The sequence below is a fragment of the Streptomyces sp. NPDC091209 genome (assembly GCF_044757755.1).
Lineage (GTDB): Bacteria > Actinomycetota > Actinomycetes > Streptomycetales > Streptomycetaceae > Streptomyces.
Map to the genome: position 1 here is coordinate 1 of NZ_JBIVVR010000026.1, position 20688 is coordinate 20688.

Genomic DNA, 20688 nt, shown 5'->3' on the forward strand with positions numbered 1-20688 from the left:
AGCCGGACCCGCGAAGGCCGGAGGCCGGACCCCGCGAAGGCCGGAGGCCGGACCCGCGAAGGCCGGAGGCCGGACCCCGCGAAGGCCAGAGGTGAGCTACCGGCGACGCCGGTGCAGCGCGATCGCGGCCGCCGTGCCGCCGGCCACCGCGCCGACCCCGGCCGCGGCGGGAATCCCGACCTTCGCGGCCTTGCGCGCCGTGCGGTAGTCCCGCAGCCGCCAGTCGAAGTCCCGGGCGTGCTTGCGCAGTTTCGAGTCCGGGTTGATCGCGTACGGGTGTCCGACCAGCGAGAGCATCGGAATGTCGTTGTGCGAGTCGCTGTACGCCGCGCAGCGGGACAGGTCCAGGTTCTCCGCGGACGCCAGCGCCCGTACGGCCTCCGCCTTCGCCGGACCGTGCAGGGGTTCGCCGACCAGCTTGCCGGTGTAGATCCCGTCCACCGATTCCGCCACCGTGCCCAGGGCGCCCGTCAGGCCGAGCCGCCGTGCGATCACCGTGGCGATCTCCACCGGCGCCGCCGTGACGAGCCACACCTTCTGGCCGGCGTCCAGGTGCGCCTGGGCGAGCGCGCGGGTGCCGGGCCAGATCCGCTCGGCCATGTACTCGTCGTAGATCTCCTCGCCGATCGACATCAGCTCGGAGACACGGTGACCCTTCACGATCGACAGCGCGGAGTCACGCGCTTCCTGCATGTGCTCCGGGTCCTCGACACCGGCCAGCCGGAACCACGCCTGCTGCCAGGCGAACTTCGCGAGGTCGCGGGTCTCGAAGAACTTCCGCTTGTACAGCCCCCGTCCGAAGTGGAACAGGGCAGCACCTTGCATCACGGTGTTGTCGAGGTCGAAGAACGCGGCGGCCTTGTCGTCGCCGAGCACCGGGAAGTCGGGTTCCTCCGCGGCGTCCGGTGGTGCCAGTTCTTCCAGTTCCTGCAGTTCCTGCGAGGACTTGCGCGCTGCCTCTGCCGAGGCCTCGCCTGCCAACACGCTCCGCGCGGTGGCGGAGCGCCTACGGGGAGTGAGCCATCCGAGAGCGGCCATGTCGTGAGCATAGCCAGTCCGTTCGGTGCTTCCGGAGTCGAGAGGATTCGGCGCTGTGAACTCTCCGCGACCATGCCGTTAAAGGACCCGACCGATTCGCCGTCGACGCGGCGCGTCGGCCCCCGGCGAGGGCCTGTTCGCGCGTAAAGGGCGGAGCGTGCCCGCCGGGGTGTCCGGGGCGGGAGAATGGCGCGTATGAGCCCCATGTTCCGGCGCAGCGACCGCCGTACGGAGAAGAAGGCGCCCGGGGAGCGTCTGGTCACGTTGATCAGGAAGCCCGGGTGTCATCTGTGTGATGACGCACAGGAAGTGATCGAGAAGGTGTGTGCCGATCTCGGGGTCCCCTGGGAGGGGAAGGACATCACCGAGGACGAGGAGCTGCACCGCCGGTACTGGGAGCAGATCCCGGTCGTGCTGGTGGACGGCGCGCAGCACACGTTCTGGCGCGTGAACGAGGAACGCCTTCGCAAAGCCCTCGCACCGTGAGTCGCGCGGGGGGACGTCCACCGTGCCCGTGATGTGTCCCGACTTGTGACCTGCCCGAGCAGCCCGGGTGGCCGGGAAAGTCGCCTAGGATCGACGGCGATTGGTCTCGGGGGCGGGATTCGTTGAGGAGAGTGTGCGGTTTTGCCCCCTTCAAGTGCGGAACGAAGCCGTCCGTGTGCCGGTTCCATACGGGCGCGCCGGGCATGCGTGACCCCGGTCACGTTGGCCGGGCAAATCGGACACCGTCTTTGTGCACGCGTTCACAAAGACATAGCCTGCATTCGACGGGGCGGTCTGGGAACGTGTGACCGCCTGCAGCCCCGCTCTACCCGCAGGAGCACCGTGGCAACTGGCCGAACTCACCGACCGGCGACCCGAAGCCGAGGAATTCCCGAGGCCACCGTCGCCCGGCTTCCGCTGTACCTCCGAGCCCTCACCGCGCTGTCGGAGCGCTCGGTACCCACGGTCTCATCCGAGGAACTCGCGGCCGCGGCGGGGGTCAACTCCGCGAAGCTGCGCAAGGACTTCTCCTACCTCGGCTCCTACGGGACGCGTGGTGTGGGCTACGACGTCGAGTATCTCGTGTACCAGATCTCCCGCGAACTGGGCCTCACCCAGGACTGGCCGGTCGTGATCGTCGGTATCGGCAACCTCGGTGCGGCACTGGCCAATTACGGAGGGTTCGCGTCCCGCGGATTCCGCGTGGCGGCACTCATCGACGCCGACCCCGCGATGGCCGGGAAGCCCGTCGCCGGAATCCCGGTCCAGCACACGGACGACCTGGAAAAGATCATCGACGAGAACGGTGTCTCGATCGGTGTCATCGCCACCCCGGCCGGAGCCGCCCAGCCGGTCTGCGACCGTCTGGTGGCCGCCGGAGTCACCTCCATCCTGAACTTCGCGCCGACTGTCCTGTCCGTCCCGGACGGCGTCGACGTGCGCAAGGTCGATCTCTCCATCGAGCTGCAGATCCTCGCGTTCCACGAGCAGCGCAAGGCCGGCGAGGAGGCCGAGGCGCAGGCCGGTGCCGCCGCCCCGGCCGAGCGGGAGAACAACGGCAAAGGGCCCGACGGGGATCTTCCCGCCGTGATGCCGGCATGAGTCTCCTCGTCGTCGGACTGAGCCACCGCAGCGCTCCGGTCAGCGTCCTCGAACGGGCCGCGCTGTCCCCGGACGCCCAGGTCAAGCTGCTCCAGGACACCCTCGCCGCCGAGCCGGCCGCGGAGGGCGCGGTGCTCGCGACCTGCAACCGCATCGAGCTGTACGCCGACGTGGACAAGTTCCACGCGGGCGTCGCCGAGCTCTCCACGCTCCTCGCCCAGCACAGCGGCGTCGGGCTGGAGGAGCTCACTCCGTACCTGTACGTGCACTACGAGGACCGGGCCGTCCACCACCTCTTCTCGGTGGCCTGCGGCCTGGACTCGATGGTCGTCGGCGAGGGCCAGATCCTCGGCCAGATCAAGGACGCGCTCGCCACCGCGCAGGAACTGCACACCGCGGGCCGCCTCCTGAACGATCTGTTCCAGCAGGCCCTGCGGGTCGGCAAGCGCGCCCACTCCGAGACCGGTATCGACCGCGCCGGACAGTCCCTGGTCACCTTCGGCCTGGAGCAGCTGTCCGACGGGCGCGCGGTCGAGGCCTGGGCCAAGGGCAAGAAGGCCCTCGTCATCGGCGCGGGTTCGATGTCCTCGCTGGCCGCCGCGACGCTCGCGCGCGCGGGTGTCGGCGAGATCGTGATCGCCAACCGCACCCCCGACCGCGCCGAGCGCCTCGCCGAGATCCTCACCGGCGGCGACACGGACGTGCCGGCCCGCGCGGTACCGATGGACTCGGTACCGGTCGAGCTGACACGTGCCGACATCGCCGTCTCCTGCACCGGAGCGACCGGGATCGTGCTGACGGCGGAGACCGTCGCGGCCTCCGTCGAAGGCCGTACGGGAACGCCCGCGGCCGTACGCGTCGACGCGTCGACCGGTCTTGCCGGTCACCTCGCTCCCGCCGGTGCCGGCACCGAGGACGCCTGCCCGCTGGACCTGTCCGCCGTGCAGGGCGCCACCGGCTTCTCCGTCATGGGCGAGGCCGCCGTCGCCGGCATCGACGCCGCCACCCTGGAGCAGCACGCGGCCTGGGTGGACAAGGGCACCGGAACCGTCGAGCGCCGCGACAGCCGTCGTACGCCCGAGGTCGAGGCCGACGCCGACGTCATCACCGCGCTCGCCGCCACCGCCACCGCGGTCGGCCGCATCCCCGAGCGCCGCAGGCCCGAACCCGTCGTCGAGGCCCCGCGCCCCGCGCCGGTGCTCGCGCTGCTCGACCTCGCGATGCCCCGTGACATCGACGCGGCCGTGCACCGGCTGCTCGGCGTGCGGCTCGTCGACATCGAGTCGCTGGCCGAGGCCTCCGCGGACGCGCCGATGGCCGCCGACGTGGACCAGGTGCGCCGGATCGTCTCCGACGAGGTGGCCGCGTTCGGTGCCGCGCAGCGGGCCGCGCACATCACGCCCACCGTCGTGGCGCTGCGCGCCATGGCCGCCGACGTCGTCGCGAACGAGATCACGCGGCTGGACGGACGGCTGCCGGACCTCGACGACAGGCAGCGCGGCGAGATCACCCAGACCGTGCGGCGCGTCGTCGACAAGCTGCTGCACGCGCCGACCGTACGGGTCAAGCAACTCGCCGCCGAGCCCGGCGGTGCCGGGTACGCGGACGCGCTGCGGACCCTGTTCGACCTGGACCCGGAGACGGTCGCCGCCGTCTCGCGGGCCGAGAACAACACCGAGAACGCCAAGAACCGAGGGCGAGCATGAGTGAGCAGGCTTTGAGGCTCGGGACCAGGCGCAGCAAACTCGCCATGGCCCAGTCCGGGCAGGTGGCGGATGCCGTGAGCCAGGTGACCGGACGGCCGGTCGAGCTCGTTGAGATCACGACGTACGGTGACATCTCCCGCGAGAACCTCGCGCAGATCGGCGGCACGGGCGTCTTCGTGACCGCGCTGCGTGAGGCACTGGTGCGCGGGGAGGTCGACTTCGCCGTGCACTCCCTCAAGGATCTGCCGACCGCGCAGCCCGAGGGCCTCGCGCTGGCCGCCGTACCGGTCCGCGAGGACGCGCGCGACGTACTCGTCGCCCGCGACGGACTGACCTTCGCGGAGCTGCCGGACGGCGCGCGCGTCGGTACCGGCTCGCCGCGCCGCATGGCCCAGCTGAACGCGTACGCGCGCAGCCACGGCATGACGATCGAGACGGTCGCCATCCGAGGGAACGTCGACACCCGCATCGGGTACGTCCACGCCGGGGAGCTCGACGCCGTCGTGCTCGCCGCCGCCGGACTCAACCGGATCGGCCGGATCGACGAGGTCACCGACTTCCTGTCGGTCGACACCGTTTTGCCCGCCCCCGGCCAGGGGGCACTGGCGATCGAGTGTGCCGCGGACAACGCGGACCTCGTCGCCGCGCTCGGAGAGCTCGACGACCCGTTCACCCGGGTCGCCGTGACCGCCGAGCGATCCCTGCTTGCCGCCCTGGAGGCCGGCTGCAGCGCACCCGTGGGCGCGTTCGCCGACTTGCTGGACGACGGGCAGATTGTCAAGGAGATGCGCCTGCGCGGCGTCGTCGGCATGACCGACGGCTCGACGCTGGTGCAGCTGTCCACCACCGGTCCCGTGCCCGAGACACATGACCAAGCGATGACGCTCGGCCGTGAACTCGCCGCCGAGATGCTTGCCAAGGGCGCGGCCGGTCTGATGGGGGAGCGAGCACTGTGAGCCCCACCAACCTTCCCGCCGGTCCGGTCCACGGGCACGTCACCTTCCTGGGTGCCGGACCCGGAGATCCGGGGCTGCTGACACTGCGCGCCGTGGAGGCGCTGGCGAACGCGGACGTCCTCGTCGCCGAGCACGATGTGCTCGACGTGGTGCGAGGTCACACGAAACCCGGCGTCGCCGTGCTGAACACGGATCCGGACACTTCGCCGGTTCCGTACCAGGGCACAGGCACGCCTCAGCTCACGATTGTTGACAGCACGTCAACAACCGTTGGTGACCCCGCGTCGAGGGACGCTGCCAATCTTGTCATGACGGCCGCGCGGGGCGGCAAGCGGGTCGTACGTGCGGTGTCCGGTGACCCCGGGCTCGACACGTTCGCCGCCGAGGAGATGCTGGCCTGTGCCCGCGCGGGCGTTCCGTTCGAGGTCGTGCCCGGCATCGCGGCCGCCGTCGGTGTGCCCGCTTACGCGGGTGTGCCGCTGCGGGACGCGCAGGGCGCGGACGTACGGTTCGTCGACGCGCGGACCGCGTCGAACCGCTGCTGGACCGAGGTCGGCGCCTCCGACGGCACCGTCGTGGTGTCGGCGACGCTCGACTCGGTGGCCGCGGCGGCGGGTGAGCTGGTGGCCTCCGGCCGCAAGCCCGACACCCCGATGTCGGTGACGATCGCCGGTACGACGACCCGTCAGCGCACCTGGTCGGCCACGCTCGGCACGATCGCGCAGACGCTGAAGCAGGCGAAGGTGCTGCCGTCCCCGGACGGCGGCCGCCCGGTGATAGCCGTGGTCGGTGAGCGTTCCTCCGCCGCCCAGCGCGACCAGTTGTCGTGGTTCGAGTCCAAGCCGCTGTTCGGCTGGAAGGTGCTCGTGCCGCGGACGAAGGAGCAGGCGGCGTCGCTCTCCGACCAGCTTCGGTCGTACGGGGCCGTGCCGTACGAGGTGCCGACGATCGCCGTCGAACCTCCGCGTACGCCCCAGCAGATGGAGCGCGCGGTCAAGGGCCTGGTGACGGGCCGCTACGAGTGGATCGCCTTCACCTCGGTGAACGCGGTCAAGGCCGTGCGGGAGAAGTTCGAGGAGTACGGGCTCGACGCCCGTGCCTTCGCGGGCATCAAGGTCGCGGCGGTCGGCGAGTCGACCGCGAAGGCGCTCATCGCCTTCGGCGTGAAGCCGGACCTGGTGCCGAGCGGTGAGCAGTCGGCCGCCGGTCTGCTGGAGGACTGGCCGCCCTACGACCCGGTCTTCGACCCGATCGACCGCGTCTTCCTGCCCCGGGCCGACATCGCCACGGAGACCCTCGTCGCCGGGCTCATCGAGCTCGGCTGGGAGGTCGACGACGTCACGGCGTACCGCACCGTGCGCGCGTCGCCGCCGCCGGCGGACACCCGCGAGGCGATCAAGGGCGGTGGCTTCGACGCGGTGCTGTTCACCTCGTCGTCGACCGTGCGGAACCTCGTGGGTATCGCCGGCAAGCCGCACAACGTGACGGTGATCGCCTGCATCGGTCCCGCCACGGCCAAGACGGCCGAGGAGCACGGGCTGCGGGTGGACGTGATGGCTCCGGAGCCCTCCGTGCACAAGCTGGCTCAGGCGCTGGCGGACTTCGGTCTGCGCCGACGCGCCGCCGCGCTGGACGCCGGGGACCCGGTGACCCGGCCGAGCGAGCGCCGTCCGGGCTCGCGGAGGCGCCGCACCACCTGACGCAGGTGAGGACGCCCCGCTGTCTCTACGGAGACGGCGGGGCGTTCTTCGTTGTGCGGCCGGTCAGGCGGTCGGCAGGAAGGCCGCCCAGGCGGTCGGGGTGAGGCTGAGGCGGGGGCCGCCGGGGTTCTTGGAGTCCCGGACGAGGATGCGGTCCGGGTGGGCGGCCACCTCTACGCAGTCGGGACCGTCAGCCGTGCTGTAGCTGCTCTTTATCCACTCCAGCCCGGCGTCGGCCGCGGAGGCCTTGAGCGTCATGTCTTCGTGTCTCCCAGTACTTTCTCGATGAAGGCCGACGACTCCCGAGGGCTGAGAGCCTGCGCGCGAAGGACTCCGTAGCGGATGTCGAGGACCGTCGTTTCCTTGGGGTCGGTCATCACCCGGCTGCTGAGAGGTGCCTCGCTGAACGCGACGGTGGCGCCGTCCCTGAGCTTGAGGAGCCTGAACGAACCGTCGGTTCCCGCGTTCTCCTCGCGGGCGAGTGGCAGGACCTGAAGGTCCACGTTGCGCAACTGGCCTACCTCCAACAACCGTTCGAGCTGTTGTCGTAGCACCATCCTGCCCCCGATGGGCCTGCGCAACGTCGACTCGCACTGAACGAAACTGAAGACACGCGATCCGGTCGACGGGGCGAGGATCTTCTGGCGGGCACAGCGTGCCGCGACCTGCTGTTCCACCTGGTCCTCGGTGAACGGTGGTCGGCGTGCGTCGAAAATCGCCCGCGTGTACTCCACGGTCTGCAACAACCCATGAATCACGGAGTTGTTGTACGCACACAGCTCAACTGCCTCCGCCTCCAGCCTCTTCAGGTCCCGCACCTTCTTCGGATAGCGGACCTCCGCCAAGTCCTCCTTCAGCGCCGCGAGTCGGCCGCCCGCCGAGAGGATCTCGTCCGCGCGGTCCAGATACTCGGGCCGGGGGATGCGCCGCCCACGCTCCACACAGGAGACCTGTTCCTCCCCGTACCCGATGGCCGCGCCGAACTCGGCCTGGGTGAGCCCGGCCGACTCCCGCCACAGCTTGAGCTGACGCTGGACGGTCCTCATTACGGCCCCGGCCTCTTCGTCGTCCTCCAGCCCCGCGTCCCTGTCGTTCACGCCCGCCGCCCTCCCGCCACGCGCTTCCCTGCCCAACCCCGACACCCGCTGCCCGGTCACCCCGGGCAGCCCGGACAGAACCGGACGCCACCCGGACAGACACCGTCCGCACGGGCTGCCGCACTTCACAGGTTACGTACGCAAGAACACGCTGAGTGACGTGAATCAACGAACTGCGCACGCTCCGCTCCATCACTTCTCGGTGCCGCTGTCCGCCACCCGGAGAGGTGCGCGCCTGGCGCGACTGCTCGCGGCGGAGCAACTGCACGGCTGGGGGCTGCCGTTGGATCCTGCCGTGCTGGTCGTCGCCGAACTCGCCGCGAATGCCGCCCTGCACGGCCGTGTCCCCGGCCGGAGCTTCCGTCTCACTCTCTCCGTCCGCGCTCCCCGAACGCTGCGCGTGGAGGTCGCCGACGCCCGGGGTGAACGGTGGCCCACTCGGGTACGGGACGGTGCCGAAGGGTGGTCCGAGTCCGGCTACGGGCTGCTGCTCGTCGAGGAGTTCGCGGACCGCTGGGGTGTGCGGTCGGGGCCGGTGCCGTGCAAGACGGTGTGGGCGGAACTCGATCTCGGGCCTTGCCGGTGACGCCCGAACCGGAACCCGGCGAGCCGGCCTCCGGCGGCGCGAGGGCCGGGGCGGCGGGCCGTAAAGGACCAAAGAACCCCGGGAAAAAACCCTCCAATCAACCAAACCCGCCCATGTCACTCGGGCGGGTGAAACCGGCTGGTGGGGGTGGCGCGCGGGCGGTTCGGGCGGGCACGCTCGCCGCAGGCACGATCCACAACTCAACATCCCCACACATGCTTCGGCCCCCGCCGGGACAGCAATCCCAGTGCGAGGGCCTGACCAAAGAGGAAGAAAACCGCTTCCCCATGGCTGTGTCCAAGCTTATCGACGCCCTCCTCCCGAGGCAGGGAGTACGGCGCAACGCCACGCACTCCGGTGTCACGCACGTACGTGAGTACCAGCCCGACCGGTACACGGTCGTCGGCAACCACCTCGCCCAGCACCGAGGGCTCTCCGCGACCGCGATCGGGATCGCCGTGCACATCCTGTCGCTGCCCGAGGGCGCCCGGGTCGACATCCGTAGCCTCGCCGAGCGGTTCCCCGAAGGGCGGGCCCGGATCGCCTGCGCGCTGCGGGAGTTGGAGGAGCGCGGCTACGTCGAGCGGGTCCGGGAACGGCTCCCCTCCGGGCAGATGATCACCCGTACGCCTTCCACGCCCCCGCGCTCACCCGAGCCCGCCGGGAGGGAGAGCAGGAAACGGCCGCCGCCTCAACAGCTTCGGCAGCCCAGGCATCCCCGACGATGACGGCCGCGCCGGCCCCGGATCTCATCGCCTCCGGTGGTCCGCTTTCCGACGCCGTGCCTGATCCGGTCGTGGCGGCCTACGTCGCACCTGACGGCGGACCGGTCGCCGAGGTCGAGTCCGCCGGGTCTCCCGAGCAGCCCGCCGCCGAGCCGGGGCCGCCCCGCAGCGAGCACAAGGCCGAAGCCCTTCTCGCCGGGCTGCGTCGGACCGACATCCGGTTGACGTTGTCCGGGCGGGAGGTGCGGCGGCTGGCTCCCCTGGTCGAGGCCTGGTTCGAGAACGGTCTCGGCAGAGCGTCGGTGATCCACGCCCTGACCGACGGCCTTCCCCTCCATGTGCGACACCCGGCAGGCTTCCTCCGCAACCGCCTGTTGGACCTGCTTCCACCGGCACTGCCGTCCCTTCCCGGGGCAGGTGAGGCCGAGCCGCTCCCGAGCCGGACCCTGCCCCCTCCACCAGCCATGGCGACCTGCGAAGGCGGCTGCGACAGGCCCTTCAGGGCACCGTTCCGAGGAGCGTGGTGCCGCGACTGCCGCGCCGCCCGGCCCGGCGAAGCTCCCGCGGCTCCGGGGACGTCACAGCTCTCGTCCGAGTGTTCTGACCCGACCTGGAGACCCCTCGGGCTCCGACGCGGAGTCGGTAAAGGTGCCCCCGTGACGGGCGTAGCGTAGACGGTATGACGAAGTACGGATCCTTCCCCGGTACGCGTCCGCGGCGGCTGCGTACCACGCCCGCCATGCGCCGGATGGTCGCCGAGACCCGGCTGCACCCGGCCGACTTCATCCTCCCCGCGTTCGTCCGCGAGGGTGTGAGCGAGCCGGTGCCGATCAGCTCGATGCCCGGGGTCGTGCAGCACACGCGGGACAGCCTGAAGAAGGCGGCCGTGGAGGCGCTGGAGGCCGGGGTCTCCGGGATCATGCTGTTCGGGGTTCCCGAGGACGCGAAGAAGGACGCCGTCGGGACGCCCGGCACCGACCCGGACGGGATTCTGCAGGTCGCCCTGCGCGATGTCCGCGCCGAGGTCGGCGACGAACTGCTCGTGATGTCCGACCTGTGCCTCGACGAGACCACCGACCACGGGCACTGCGGTGTGCTCGACGACCAGGGCCGGGTCGACAACGACGCCACCCTGGAGCGCTACGCCGAGATGGCCCAGGTGCAGGCAGACGCCGGCGCCCACATCGTGGGCCCCAGCGGGATGATGGACGGTCAGATCGGTGTCGTCCGGGACGCCCTCGACCAGATCGGCCGCGAGGACGTGGCCATCCTGGCCTACACCGCCAAGTACGCCTCCGCCTTCTACGGCCCGTTCCGGGAGGCCGTCGGCTCGTCCCTGAAGGGCGACCGCAAGACGTACCAGCAGGACCCGGCGAACGCACGCGAGTCCCTGCGGGAGTTGGCGCTGGACCTGGAGGAGGGCGCCGACCTGGTGATGGTGAAGCCCGCCGGTCCCTACCTCGACATCCTCGCCCGCGTCGCCCACGCGTCCGACGTTCCGGTCGTCGCCTACCAGATCTCCGGCGAGTACTCGATGGTCGAGGCCGCCGCCGAGAAGGGCTGGATCGACCGCGACCGGGCGATCCTGGAGTCCCTGACCGGCATCAAGCGGGCCGGCGCGCAGAACATCCTCACGTACTGGGCGACCGAGGTCGCCCGGAACCTGCGCTAGTCAGGCGGCGGTTCCGGGCACCTGCTGATGGGGATCTCGCCAGCTCAGTACGTGAGCGCCGCGTCCAGGGTCTGCTGCCAGTACGTCACCGTGAGCTTGTCGTCGATGTAGACGCCCTTCGCGGGGAGGGCCGGAGTGGCGCTGCGGCCCTTGTCGAAGCCGACCTCCAGGGTCTTGGCGGTGTAGCCGTTGCCTCCGCTGCCGTCGGCGGCCGACAGCAGCACACCCGCGTAGCCGGACTCGCCGGGAGCGAGGGTCACGACCGCCTGCGGGTGCGTCTCCTCCGCGACCGGCGGGACGGCCTGGGCCTCGGCGAACCGGGCGATCGGATAACCGGTCAGGTCGCAGTTCTTCGTGCCGGTGTTGGTGACGGTGAGCAGCAGGTGGTTGAGCGGGCGGGACACCACGGTCGCGGTGGTCTTGGTCGTGGAGCCGTCGCAGGCCACGTTCCTGGAGCCGGTCTGCCCGGTGGAGCCGGTCTTGGAACCGGTGCCGGTCTTCTTGCCGGAGCCCTGCGTGGAGCCGGCGGCGGTGGACGTGTTCTTCGAGCCGCCCGCCGAGCCGCCCGTGGAGCCCGCGGTGACGCTGCCCGCGGGCTTCGCCGTCGAGCCCGCGTCGGTTGCCGTTCCGCTCGGCTGCGCCGAGGACGCGGACGTGTCGGACGGGCCTTCGCCGCGTACGCCGTTGCCGTCGTTGCACGCCGTGAGGGTGAGCGCGGCGAGTGCGACCGCCGTGGCGGCGAGGAAGCGGGTACGGGCGGTACGGGTGGTGCGTGCGGTACGGGTGGTGCATGCGGACATGGTGATCCCCCTGGGGTGTTGCTGATGGGTCAGCCGCTCGACCGGTCGGCGGGAGCGGCGTGCTTGGATGACCGAAGCTTGTGCGGTGTTCCGTCCCGGCCGCCACCATCGGCGGGGCATTCGGGACGCCGGAACGTTCGCACAGGGTCTGAGCTGGGAGAACAGTGTCGCCCTGGAACACGGTCCGGGACGCGGGGGATGGAGGAACGGTGACGGGGGACGAGTTCGCGGGACTGCTGCGGGAGCTGAAGGCCCGGTCCGGGCTCAGCTACGGGGCGCTCGCCAAACGGCTGCACGTGAGTACGTCCACATTGCACCGGTACGTCAACGGGGATGCCGTACCGACGGATTACGCGCCCGTGGAGCGTCTGGCGCGGGTGTGCCGGGCGACTCCGGAGGAGCTGATCGAGCTGCACCGGAGCTGGGTCCTCGCGGACGCGCTGCGGAGGCAGAAAGCCCCGGGCGCGGGGTCCCTGCCGGGAGCGGCGGGAGCGGCGGTAGTGAGATCGGCAGCGGTGACGGTCGCGGTCCCGGTCCCGCGCCCGGGAGGCGACGGGGACGGCGCCGAGGCGGGCGCGGACACGGGGGCGGACCCTGCCCCCGGTGACGGGGCGGTGGGCGAGAGCCCGACGGGTTCCATGCCACGGGTGGGGCAGAAGGCCGTGGCTCCGGCCGCCGCGGATCCGGCTTCGGTGTCCGCGCCGCGAGTGCCGGAGCCAGTACCAGTGCCCGTGCCGGAGACGGTGTCGGCGCGGGAGTCGGTGCCGGCGCAGGCACCGGTGAAGCGGAGCCGGCGGACGCTGCTGCTCGCCGGTGCCGTCGCCGTCGCGCTGACCGCGGTCGTGTCCACCACGCTGGCCGTGCACTTCGCGTCCGGCGGAGGGGGCGACGACTCCAAGGGAGAGGCCGTGGCCCTCGGCGTGCCGCGGACCGTGGGTACGCGGGGCGCCCGCGCGACGAGCGGCATCCGCCAAGGGCCGGCCTCGCCGTCCGCCTCCCACCGTGGCGGTCCCAAGGCGTCCGTCTCGTCGATCGGCGGACCCGTCCCCCAGGACACCGCCGCTGGGAACGGTGCGGCCGGGGACAGCACCACGGCCGAGGACGGCGCCGGAGCGCCGGCCGTCGTCGCCGACGGGTACAAGTGGGACGGCCCGTGCAGCCAGCACTACTTGGTGAACCGGGACTCCGCGCAGGTGCCCCCGCCGCCGCCGAACGAGTCGGACGCGCGCGGCTGGGTCACCGCGCTCGGCGGGGTCGCGAGCGGGGAACAGATGGTCGCGCTGACCGTCCAGGGCACCGGCAGGGCGACCGTCGTCCTGGAGGCGCTGCACGTGCGGGTGGTGCAGAAGGGCGTGCCGCTCCTCTGGAACGACTACGCGATGGGCGTGGGCTGCGGCAGCGGGGTGCAGACGAAGGCGTTCAGCGTGGACCTCGACGCGGGGCAGCCCATGACCGCGCTCAAGAACGGGCAGCGGGATTTCCCGTACAAGGTCAGCGAGTCCGACCCCGAGGTCTTCTACGTGGTCGCGGACGCACGGGCGCACGACGTGAGCTGGTACCTGGAACTCGACTGGTCCAGCGGGACGAAGAGCGGCACGGTGCGCGTCGACGACCACGGGAAGCCGTTCCGGACGAGCGGGAACACGGGCCGGCCCGCCTACGACCATCCGCTGGGCGGCAGCGAGTGGGTAGCGGCTCCCACCGGGTGATCGGGGCACGATCAAGTCCCTTCAGGAGTTAGGTTGTTGGCCGTTGAATGACGCGATCCTCCAGGGAGATGCCCCATGTCCGGTGACGCCCTCAGCCAGGACCCCGCGGAGCTGAGAAGGAGGATCGACACCACCAAGGCGCACCCGGCCCGGGTCTACGACGTCCTGCTCGGCGGCAAGGACCACTACCCGGTCGACCGGAACGCGGCCGCCGCCGCGCTCGCCGCCAACCCACGGGGCTACCTCGACGTCCGGCACAACCGCGACTTCCTGCGCCGCGCCGTGACCACGCTGACCACCGAGGACGGCATCCGGCAGTTCCTGGACATCGGCACCGGACTGCCCACCCAGGAGAACGTCCACCAGATCGCCCAGCGGATCACCCCGGACGCGCGGGTCGTGTACGTCGACAACGACCCGGTGGTCCTGGCCCACGCGCGCGCCCTGCTCACCAGCGGGCCCGAGGGCCGTACGGACTACATCGACGCGGACCTCAAGGAGCCCGGGCAGATCCTCGAACAGGCCGCCAAGACCGTCGACTTCGAGCAGCCGGTCGCCCTGGTGCTGGTCGCGATCCTGCACTTCGTCGAGGACGCGGAGGCGTACCCGATCGTGCGTGGACTCGTCGACGCGCTGCCGTCCGGCAGCCGTCTCGTCCTCAGCCACCTCACCGAGGACCTGAACGCCGAGAACATCCGCGCGGTCCAACGGACGTTCACCGAGCGGGGGTTCACCTTCGTCCTGCGCTCGAAGGCCGAGGTCGAGCGCTTCTTCACCGAGAACGGGCTGGTACTGGACGAGCCCGGTGTCGTCCCCGCCCACCACTGGCGCCCCGACGGCAACGCACCGGCCCCCGAGACCGCCGAACCCGCCTTCCTCGCCACGCTCGACGCCGTCGACAAGGTCCGCTACCTCGACATCAACGACGTCACGGACGCGGACATCAACGTGTACGTCGCGACCGGCGTCAAGCCCTGACCGCAGGCGGCCGTCCGCCCTCGCCGCCCGCCGACTACCCGTCCGCATACCGGAATTGACGGGTGTAGACGACACGCACCGGCCTAGGGTGCGGGCACGAGCCCCCGGCGCGACGACGGGGCCGCCCGCAAGGACAAGGAGCCGTCACCGTGACCGTCACCGACCGCGCAGCCACGACCGCCCCCGTGCCCCCGCTCGCCGCCCGGGCCACCGCGATCGGCGGCTCGCCGGTACGGGACATCCTCGCGGTGACGGCCCGCCCCGAGGTGATCAACTTCGCGGGCGGGCTGCCCGCTCCGGAACTGTTCGACGCGGACGGCATCGCGGCCGCGTTCCGGGACGTCCTCGCCGAGGAACCCGAACGGGCCCTTCAGTACTCGACGACCGAGGGCGAACCGTCACTGCGGACAGCCCTCGCCGACCGCACGAGCGCGCGCGGACTGCCCACCGGGCCGGACGACATCCTCGTCACCACCGGCTCGCAGCAGGCCCTGTCCCTGCTCGCCACCGCCCTGCTGGAACCCGGTGACACCGTCCTGGTCGAAAGCCCCTGCTATCTGGCGGCACTTCAGGCGTTCGCCTTCGCCGGGGCGCGGGTGCTCGCCGTGCCGGGCGACGGCGACGGCATCGACCCCGAGGCACTCGACGAACTGGTGGCCCGGGAGCACCCGAAGCTCCTCTACACCGTGCCCACCTTCCAGAATCCGACCGGGCGCACCCTGCCGGCCGAGCGGCGGGCCGCGGTCGCCCGCGTCGCCGCCGCGCGCGGGCTGTGGATCGTCGAGGACGACCCGTACGGAGAGCTGCGCTTCGAGGGGGAGCGGGTCCCGTGGATCGCCTCCCACAAGGGCGCCGGGGACCGGACGGTGCTGCTGGGTTCCTTCTCCAAAGTGATGGCACCCGGTATGCGGCTGGGCTGGCTGCGGGCGCCCTCGGCACTGCTGCGCGCGTGCGCCGTCGCCAAGCAGGCCGCCGATCTGCACACCCCGACCGTCAACCAGCTCGCCGCCGCCCGCTATCTGGCCGACCGCGACCTGGACTCCCACGTGGCCCGGGTCGCGGCCGTCTACCGCGAACGCCGTGACGCGATGCTCGCGGGCATCGGCGCCGCCCTCCCGGCCGGGTCGACCTGGACCCGTCCGGAAGGCGGCATGTTCCTCTGGGCGCGACTGCCGGAGGGGTACGACACCACGGCCCTGCTCCGCCCGGTGGTGGACCAGGGCGTGGCCTACGTCCCCGGCGCGCCCTTCTACGCGGGTACGCCGGAGACGTCGACGCTGCGTCTGTGCTTCGTCACGCAGACCCCCGACGAGATCGCGGAGGGGCTGCGCCGGCTGGGGACGGGGCTGCGGGGCTAGGCCGTCCCGTCCGGACGGAGGAGCGGCTCAGTCCCACCAGAAGGACCACACCGGCTGGTTCAGCACCTCCTGCTCGGCGTACGCGCGCAGGGTCGGGTGGTGGCCCTGGGTGATGTTGTCCGGGCAGAAGGCGAAGTGCTCCGCGGCGATCGCCTCGGCCTCCGCCATGGTCGTCGGCGGTGCCGCGACGGACACCACCAACTGGTCGAAGGTCAGGGCCACCACCCGTATCCCGAAGCGGTCCTCCCAGGAACGGAGGACGGCGCACAGGCGCGCCACGTCGTTCTCGTGGTTCAGCGGGCCCGACCAGCCGAGTGCCGCCGGGATGTCGGCGCTGCGGCGCGCCGGGACGAGGGCGATCCTGGGCGCCTTCAGCCGCGAACCGCTGTCCGTGAGGGCGTCGGCGATCTCCGTGGCGCGGGCGTCCGGGTCGGCCTCCAGCGGGGTGGCGGCGGCGAGGCCGGGCCACGCGGGCCCGTACGGCGCGACGGTCAGGTCATAGGCGTCCGGCTTGCCGAAGAGGCTCTCCACGACCTCCCGGCTCGCGTACTCCTTGTCGCCGTCCAGTTCGTCCGCCGCGTACTCCTCCCAGAACTCGGCCAGCACCTCGTCGGCGTCGTGGTCCCCGGGGTACGACACCTCGTCGGGCATCAACTCCCAGTCCTCCGGGCCGTTCTGCGTGCCGCCCACGTCCACCAGCACCGCCAGCAGACCGGATGTCCTGGCCGCGGCCAGCGCCGCCCAGCTCCCGGGGACCGCCGGGTCCTCGGCGTGCCACAGCAACGGCTCGTGCCACGTCCCGTCGTGGGTCGTGTCGATGAGTCTCCCGGCGGGGAGCTGAAGCCCGAGCGTGCGCCCGGTCGGGTCTGCCGCCAGCCGCGGCAGCGGATTGGGAAGAGTCGCCATGCCGGTGACTGTAGGACCCGGCACTGACAGCCCGGCGCGGGCCCGCTTCTCACCTCGCGGCGGTGAACCCGGCCCGGACGGCAAAGAGCCCCGCACCCCGGTGATCCGGGGCCGCGGGGCTCTTCTGCGATGCCGTGATCAGAGCCGCTCGGGCGTCCTGATGCCCAGCAGGGACATGCCCTGGTGGAGCGTGCGGGCCGTCAGGTCGCAGAGGAACAGGCGGTTTTCCGCGACCTCCTGGGCCGGGGCAGGCTTGATGACCGGGCACTGGTCGTAGAACGTCGTGTAGAGCGAGGCCAGTTGGTACAGGTACGCCGCCAGTTTGTGCGGGGCGTACTCGGCGGCGACCTCGTCCAGCGTCTCGCCGAACCGGTCCAGGTGCAGACCGAGCGCCCGCTCCGCCGGGGCCAGTTCGAGCTCCGGGTGGGCCAGCGGCGTACGCTCGCCGGCCTTGCCGAAGATCGACCGGATACGGGCGTACGCGTACTGGAGATACACCGACGTGTCGCCGTTCAGCGACACCATCTGGTCCAGGTCGAACTTGTAGTCCCGGACGGCGGAGGTGGAGAGGTCCGCGTACTTCACGGCGCCGATGCCGACGTACCGGCCGTTCTCCTCGATCTCCCGCTCGCTCAGGCCCACCTTCTCGGCCTTCTCCCGCACGACCGTGGTGGCGCGGTCGATCGCCTCGTCGAGGAGGTCGACCAGCCGGACCGTCTCGCCCTCACGCGTCTTGAACGGCTTGCCGTCCTTGCCCAGCACCGTGCCGAAGGCGAGCTGGTGGGCCTTGACGTCGTCGTTCAGCCAGCCGGCCCTGCGCGCGGTCTCGAAGACCATCTTGAAGTGCAGGGACTGCCGGGCGTCCACCACGTAGATCAGGCTGTCGGCCTTCAGGTTGACGACACGGTCGCGGATCGCGGAGAGATCGGTGGCCGCGTAGCCGTAGCCGCCGTCCGACTTCTTCACGATCAGCGGGACCGGGTTGCCGTCCGGGCCCTTCACATCGTCGAAGAACACGCAGAGCGCGCCGTCCGAGCGGACCGCCACGCCCGACTCCTCCAGGATGCGGCACGTCTCGTCCAGCATGTCGTTGTAGCCGGACTCGCCCACCACGTCGGCGTCGCGGATCTCCATGTCCAGCTTGTCGAAGACCGAGTAGAAGTAGATCTTCGACTCGTCCACGAACCTCTGCCACATGGCCAGCGTCTCGGGCTCACCCGCCTGGAGGTCCACCACCCGGAGCCGCGCCCGCGTCTTGAACTCCTCGTCGGAGTCGAAGACGGTCCGCGCCGCCTTGTAGAGCCGGTTCAGGTTCGACATGGCCTCCTCGCCGGAGACCTCGCCGCCCTTGTGGTCCAGCTCGTGCGGGTGCTCGATCAGGTACTGGATGAGCATGCCGAACTGGGTGCCCCAGTCGCCGATGTGGTGCCGCCGCACGACGGACTCGCCGGTGAACTCCAGGATCTGCACCACCGCGTCGCCGATGACCGCGGACCGCAGGTGACCGACGTGCATCTCCTTCGCCACGTTCGGCTGCGCGTAGTCGATCACCGTCGTGCCCGGGTGCTCCGCGAGGGGCACCCCGAGGCGCGCGCCGTCCGCGTACCGCTCCGCCAGGGTCTCGACGATCGCCCGGTCGGTGATCGTGATGTTCAGGAAGCCGGGCCCGGAGACCTCGATGTCCTTGATCACGTCACCCGACTCGACCCGGGACACGACCTGCGTCGCCAGCTCGCGCGGGTTCGCCTTCGCCTTCTTGGCGAGGGCCAGGATCCCGTTGGCCTGGAAGTCCGCCCGGTCGCTTCGGCGCAGCAGCGGGTCCGCGGCACCGGCCTCCGGCAGGGCTGCCGAGAGGGCGTCCGCGAGGCGCTGATGGACGGAAGCGGTGAGGGACGTGACCGAGGCCATGGAGTGGCTGCCGTTTCTGCTCGGGTTCCGGAGACTCTGAATACGGAGAATCTGAGTACAAGGAAAGCCAGTATCCCACGCGGTGAAAAGCCGTTTTCGCGGTTGAGGCCCGAGCTGGGAGAATGGTCGCGTCAGCCGTACTCGCGTTTGAGGAAGAAGGACGTGCCGATCGTGGCTCAGAGCACCGAGACCACCGACTGGGTCTCCCGTTTCGCGGATGAGGTCATCGAGGAGTCGGAGCGTCGGGCCCCGGGCAAACCGGTCGTCGTAGCGTCCGGCCTCTCCCCGTCCGGTCCGATCCACCTCGGCAACCTCCGCGAGGTCATGACCCCGCACCTGGTCGCCGACGAGATCCGCCGCCGCGGACACACCGTGCGCCACCTGATCTCCTGGGACGACTACGACCGCTACCGCAAGGTGCCCCTCGGCATCCCGGGCGTCGACGACTCCTGGGCCGAGCACATCGGCAAGCCGCTGACCTCCGTCCCGGCCCCGGCCGGCTCGGCGTACCCGAACTGGTCCGAGCACTTCAAGGCCGCCATGACCGCGGCCCTGGCCGAGCTCGGCGTCGAGTACGACGGCATCAGCCAGACCGAGCAGTACACCGGGGGCACCTACCGCGAGCAGGTCCTGTTCGCGATGAAGCACCGCGGCGACATCGACGCGATCCTCGACCAGTACCGCACCAAGAAGGCTCCCGCCAAGAAGCAGCAGGGCCAGAAGCCGGTCGACGAGGCCGAGCTGGAGGCCGCCGAGGGATCCGGCGCCGCCGCCGAGGACGACGGCAGCTCCGCCTCCGGGTACTACCCGTACAAGCCCTACTGCGGGCAGTGCGAGAAGGACCTGACCACCGTCACGGCCTACGACGACACGACGACCGAACTGTCGTACACCTGCTCCGCCTGCGGCTTCGCCGAGACCGTCCTGCTCAGCGAGTTCAACCGCGGCAAGCTGGTCTGGAAGGTCGACTGGCCCATGCGCTGGGCCTACGAAGGCGTCGTCTTCGAGCCGAGCGGCGTCGACCACTCCTCCCCGGGCTCCTCCTTCCAGGTCGGCGGCCAGATCGTCGGGCTCTTCGGCGGCAAGCAGCCCATCGGCCCGATGTACGCCTTCGTCGGCATCTCCGGCATGGCCAAGATGTCCAGCAGCAAGGGCGGGGTCCCCACCCCGGCCGACGCGCTCCAGATCATGGAGCCGCAGCTCCTGCGCTGGCTGTACGCCCGCCGCCGCCCCAACCAGTCCTTCAAGATCGCCTTCGACCAGGAGATCCAGCGGCTCTACGACGAGTGGGACAAGCTCGCCGGCAAGGTCGCCGACGGCTCGGTCCTGCCGGCCGACGCCGCCGCGTACACCCGCGCCGTCGGCACCGCCGCCGGGGACCTGCCCAGGACCCCCCGCCCGATGGCGTACCGCACCCTCGCCTCCGTCGCCGACATCACCGCCGGCGCCGAGGACCAGACCCTGCGCATCCTGAGCGAGCTCGACCCCGAGAACCCGCTCGCCTCACTCGACGAGGTCCGCCCCCGCCTCGACAAGGCCGAGACCTGGATCAACACCCAGGTCCCCGCCGAGGAGCGCACCGTCGTACGCGACGAACCGGACGTCGAGCTGCTCACGTCCCTCGACGACGAGGGCCGCGAGTCGCTGCGCCTGCTCCTCGACGGACTGGAGCGGAACTGGTCCCTGGACGGCCTCACCCACCTCGTCTACGGCGTTCCCAAGGTCCAGGCGGGCTTCCCCGCCGACGCCACGGCCAAGGAACTCCCCGCCGAGATCAAGGTCGCCCAGCGCACCTTCTTCGCCCGGCTCTACCACCTGCTCGTCGGCCGCGACACCGGGCCGCGCCTGCCCACGCTGCTGCTCGCCGTCGGACAGGACCGGGTGCGCAAGCTGCTCAGCGCGTAACGGCACAGCCGTACGGAGTACGAGGCCGTACGGGGTACGAGGAAGGGGCGCCCGGTG

18 protein-coding genes are annotated in these 20688 nt (G+C 71.1%); 12 read left to right on the forward strand and 6 right to left on the reverse strand.

Annotated features, from left to right (window positions below; translation table 11 throughout):
• Positions 1–96: 96 nt before the first annotated feature.
• On the reverse strand, positions 97–1038 hold the full coding sequence (locus ACIQRL_RS40425; RefSeq protein ID WP_401341277.1) for an HAD family hydrolase: 942 nt from the start codon (positions 1036–1038) through the stop codon (positions 97–99).
• A 186-nt stretch (positions 1039–1224) separates the two neighbouring features.
• Between ACIQRL_RS40425 and ACIQRL_RS40430 the strand changes: the two genes are divergently transcribed.
• From ACIQRL_RS40430 to ACIQRL_RS40450, 5 genes are all read left to right on the forward strand, one after another.
• Positions 1225–1524 (forward strand): glutaredoxin family protein, encoded by a 300-nt coding sequence (locus ACIQRL_RS40430; protein WP_401341279.1) that lies wholly within the window; start codon positions 1225–1227, stop codon positions 1522–1524.
• A 342-nt stretch (positions 1525–1866) separates the two neighbouring features.
• Positions 1867–2625, forward strand: coding sequence for a redox-sensing transcriptional repressor Rex (locus ACIQRL_RS40435; protein ID WP_389405002.1), 759 nt, complete (start codon positions 1867–1869; stop codon positions 2623–2625).
• Positions 2622–4331 (forward strand): glutamyl-tRNA reductase, encoded by a 1710-nt coding sequence (locus ACIQRL_RS40440; RefSeq protein ID WP_401341281.1) that lies wholly within the window; start codon positions 2622–2624, stop codon positions 4329–4331. The genes ACIQRL_RS40435 and ACIQRL_RS40440 overlap by 4 nt, the downstream gene beginning before the upstream one ends.
• On the forward strand, positions 4328–5287 hold the full coding sequence (gene hemC, locus ACIQRL_RS40445; protein WP_401341283.1) for a hydroxymethylbilane synthase: 960 nt from the start codon (positions 4328–4330) through the stop codon (positions 5285–5287). The genes ACIQRL_RS40440 and hemC overlap by 4 nt, the downstream gene beginning before the upstream one ends.
• Positions 5284–6987, forward strand: a complete 1704-nt coding sequence (locus ACIQRL_RS40450) for a uroporphyrinogen-III synthase (protein WP_401341284.1) — start codon at positions 5284–5286, stop codon at positions 6985–6987. The genes hemC and ACIQRL_RS40450 overlap by 4 nt, the downstream gene beginning before the upstream one ends.
• Positions 6988–7050: 63 nt before the next feature.
• Here ACIQRL_RS40450 and ACIQRL_RS40455 read toward each other — a convergent pair whose 3' ends face one another.
• The gene (locus tag ACIQRL_RS40455; protein WP_401341287.1) at positions 7051–7245 is read right to left on the reverse strand and encodes a DUF397 domain-containing protein; all 195 of its coding nucleotides are present in this window, start codon (positions 7243–7245) and stop codon (positions 7051–7053) included.
• Complete coding sequence (locus ACIQRL_RS40460) at positions 7242–8033, reverse strand: helix-turn-helix domain-containing protein (RefSeq protein WP_401341322.1); 792 nt, start codon at positions 8031–8033, stop codon at positions 7242–7244. The genes ACIQRL_RS40455 and ACIQRL_RS40460 overlap by 4 nt, the downstream gene beginning before the upstream one ends.
• Positions 8034–8235: 202 nt before the next feature.
• Between ACIQRL_RS40460 and ACIQRL_RS40465 the strand changes: the two genes are divergently transcribed.
• The 3 genes from ACIQRL_RS40465 to hemB all read left to right on the forward strand — a co-directional run bounded on the left by ACIQRL_RS40465 (position 8236) and on the right by hemB (position 11067).
• Positions 8236–8670: an ATP-binding protein gene (locus ACIQRL_RS40465; RefSeq protein ID WP_401341324.1), complete on the forward strand. Its 435-nt coding sequence runs from the start codon at positions 8236–8238 to the stop codon at positions 8668–8670.
• Between the two features lie 287 nt (positions 8671–8957).
• Positions 8958–9398, forward strand: a complete 441-nt coding sequence (locus ACIQRL_RS40470; protein ID WP_401341289.1) for a hypothetical protein — start codon at positions 8958–8960, stop codon at positions 9396–9398.
• 676 nt (positions 9399–10074) lie between these two features.
• Positions 10075–11067, forward strand: coding sequence for a porphobilinogen synthase (gene hemB, locus ACIQRL_RS40475; RefSeq protein ID WP_401341291.1), 993 nt, complete (start codon positions 10075–10077; stop codon positions 11065–11067).
• A gap of 44 nt (positions 11068–11111) precedes the next feature.
• Here hemB and ACIQRL_RS40480 read toward each other — a convergent pair whose 3' ends face one another.
• Positions 11112–11867, reverse strand: coding sequence for a DUF4232 domain-containing protein (locus ACIQRL_RS40480; protein WP_401341293.1), 756 nt, complete (start codon positions 11865–11867; stop codon positions 11112–11114).
• 209 nt (positions 11868–12076) lie between these two features.
• Between ACIQRL_RS40480 and ACIQRL_RS40485 the strand changes: the two genes are divergently transcribed.
• The 3 genes from ACIQRL_RS40485 to ACIQRL_RS40495 all read left to right on the forward strand — a co-directional run bounded on the left by ACIQRL_RS40485 (position 12077) and on the right by ACIQRL_RS40495 (position 15912).
• Positions 12077–13576, forward strand: a complete 1500-nt coding sequence (locus ACIQRL_RS40485; RefSeq protein WP_401341295.1) for a helix-turn-helix domain-containing protein — start codon at positions 12077–12079, stop codon at positions 13574–13576.
• 75 nt (positions 13577–13651) lie between these two features.
• Positions 13652–14554 (forward strand): SAM-dependent methyltransferase, encoded by a 903-nt coding sequence (locus tag ACIQRL_RS40490; RefSeq protein WP_401341298.1) that lies wholly within the window; start codon positions 13652–13654, stop codon positions 14552–14554.
• A 149-nt stretch (positions 14555–14703) separates the two neighbouring features.
• Positions 14704–15912 (forward strand): PLP-dependent aminotransferase family protein, encoded by a 1209-nt coding sequence (locus ACIQRL_RS40495; protein WP_401341300.1) that lies wholly within the window; start codon positions 14704–14706, stop codon positions 15910–15912.
• A 27-nt stretch (positions 15913–15939) separates the two neighbouring features.
• Here the strand turns inward: ACIQRL_RS40495 and ACIQRL_RS40500 are convergent, their stop codons facing one another.
• Both ACIQRL_RS40500 and argS read right to left on the reverse strand, forming a co-directional pair.
• Positions 15940–16818, reverse strand: coding sequence for a DUF4253 domain-containing protein (locus ACIQRL_RS40500; protein ID WP_401341302.1), 879 nt, complete (start codon positions 16816–16818; stop codon positions 15940–15942).
• A 138-nt stretch (positions 16819–16956) separates the two neighbouring features.
• A complete protein-coding gene (gene argS, locus ACIQRL_RS40505; RefSeq protein WP_401341305.1) occupies positions 16957–18726 on the reverse strand; it encodes an arginine--tRNA ligase in 1770 nt (589 codons plus the stop codon).
• Positions 18727–18888: 162 nt separating this feature from the next.
• Here argS and lysS point away from each other — a divergent pair, with 162 nt between their 5' ends.
• Complete coding sequence (gene lysS / locus ACIQRL_RS40510; RefSeq protein ID WP_401341307.1) at positions 18889–20631, forward strand: lysine--tRNA ligase; 1743 nt, start codon at positions 18889–18891, stop codon at positions 20629–20631.
• Positions 20632–20688 lie beyond the last annotated feature (57 nt).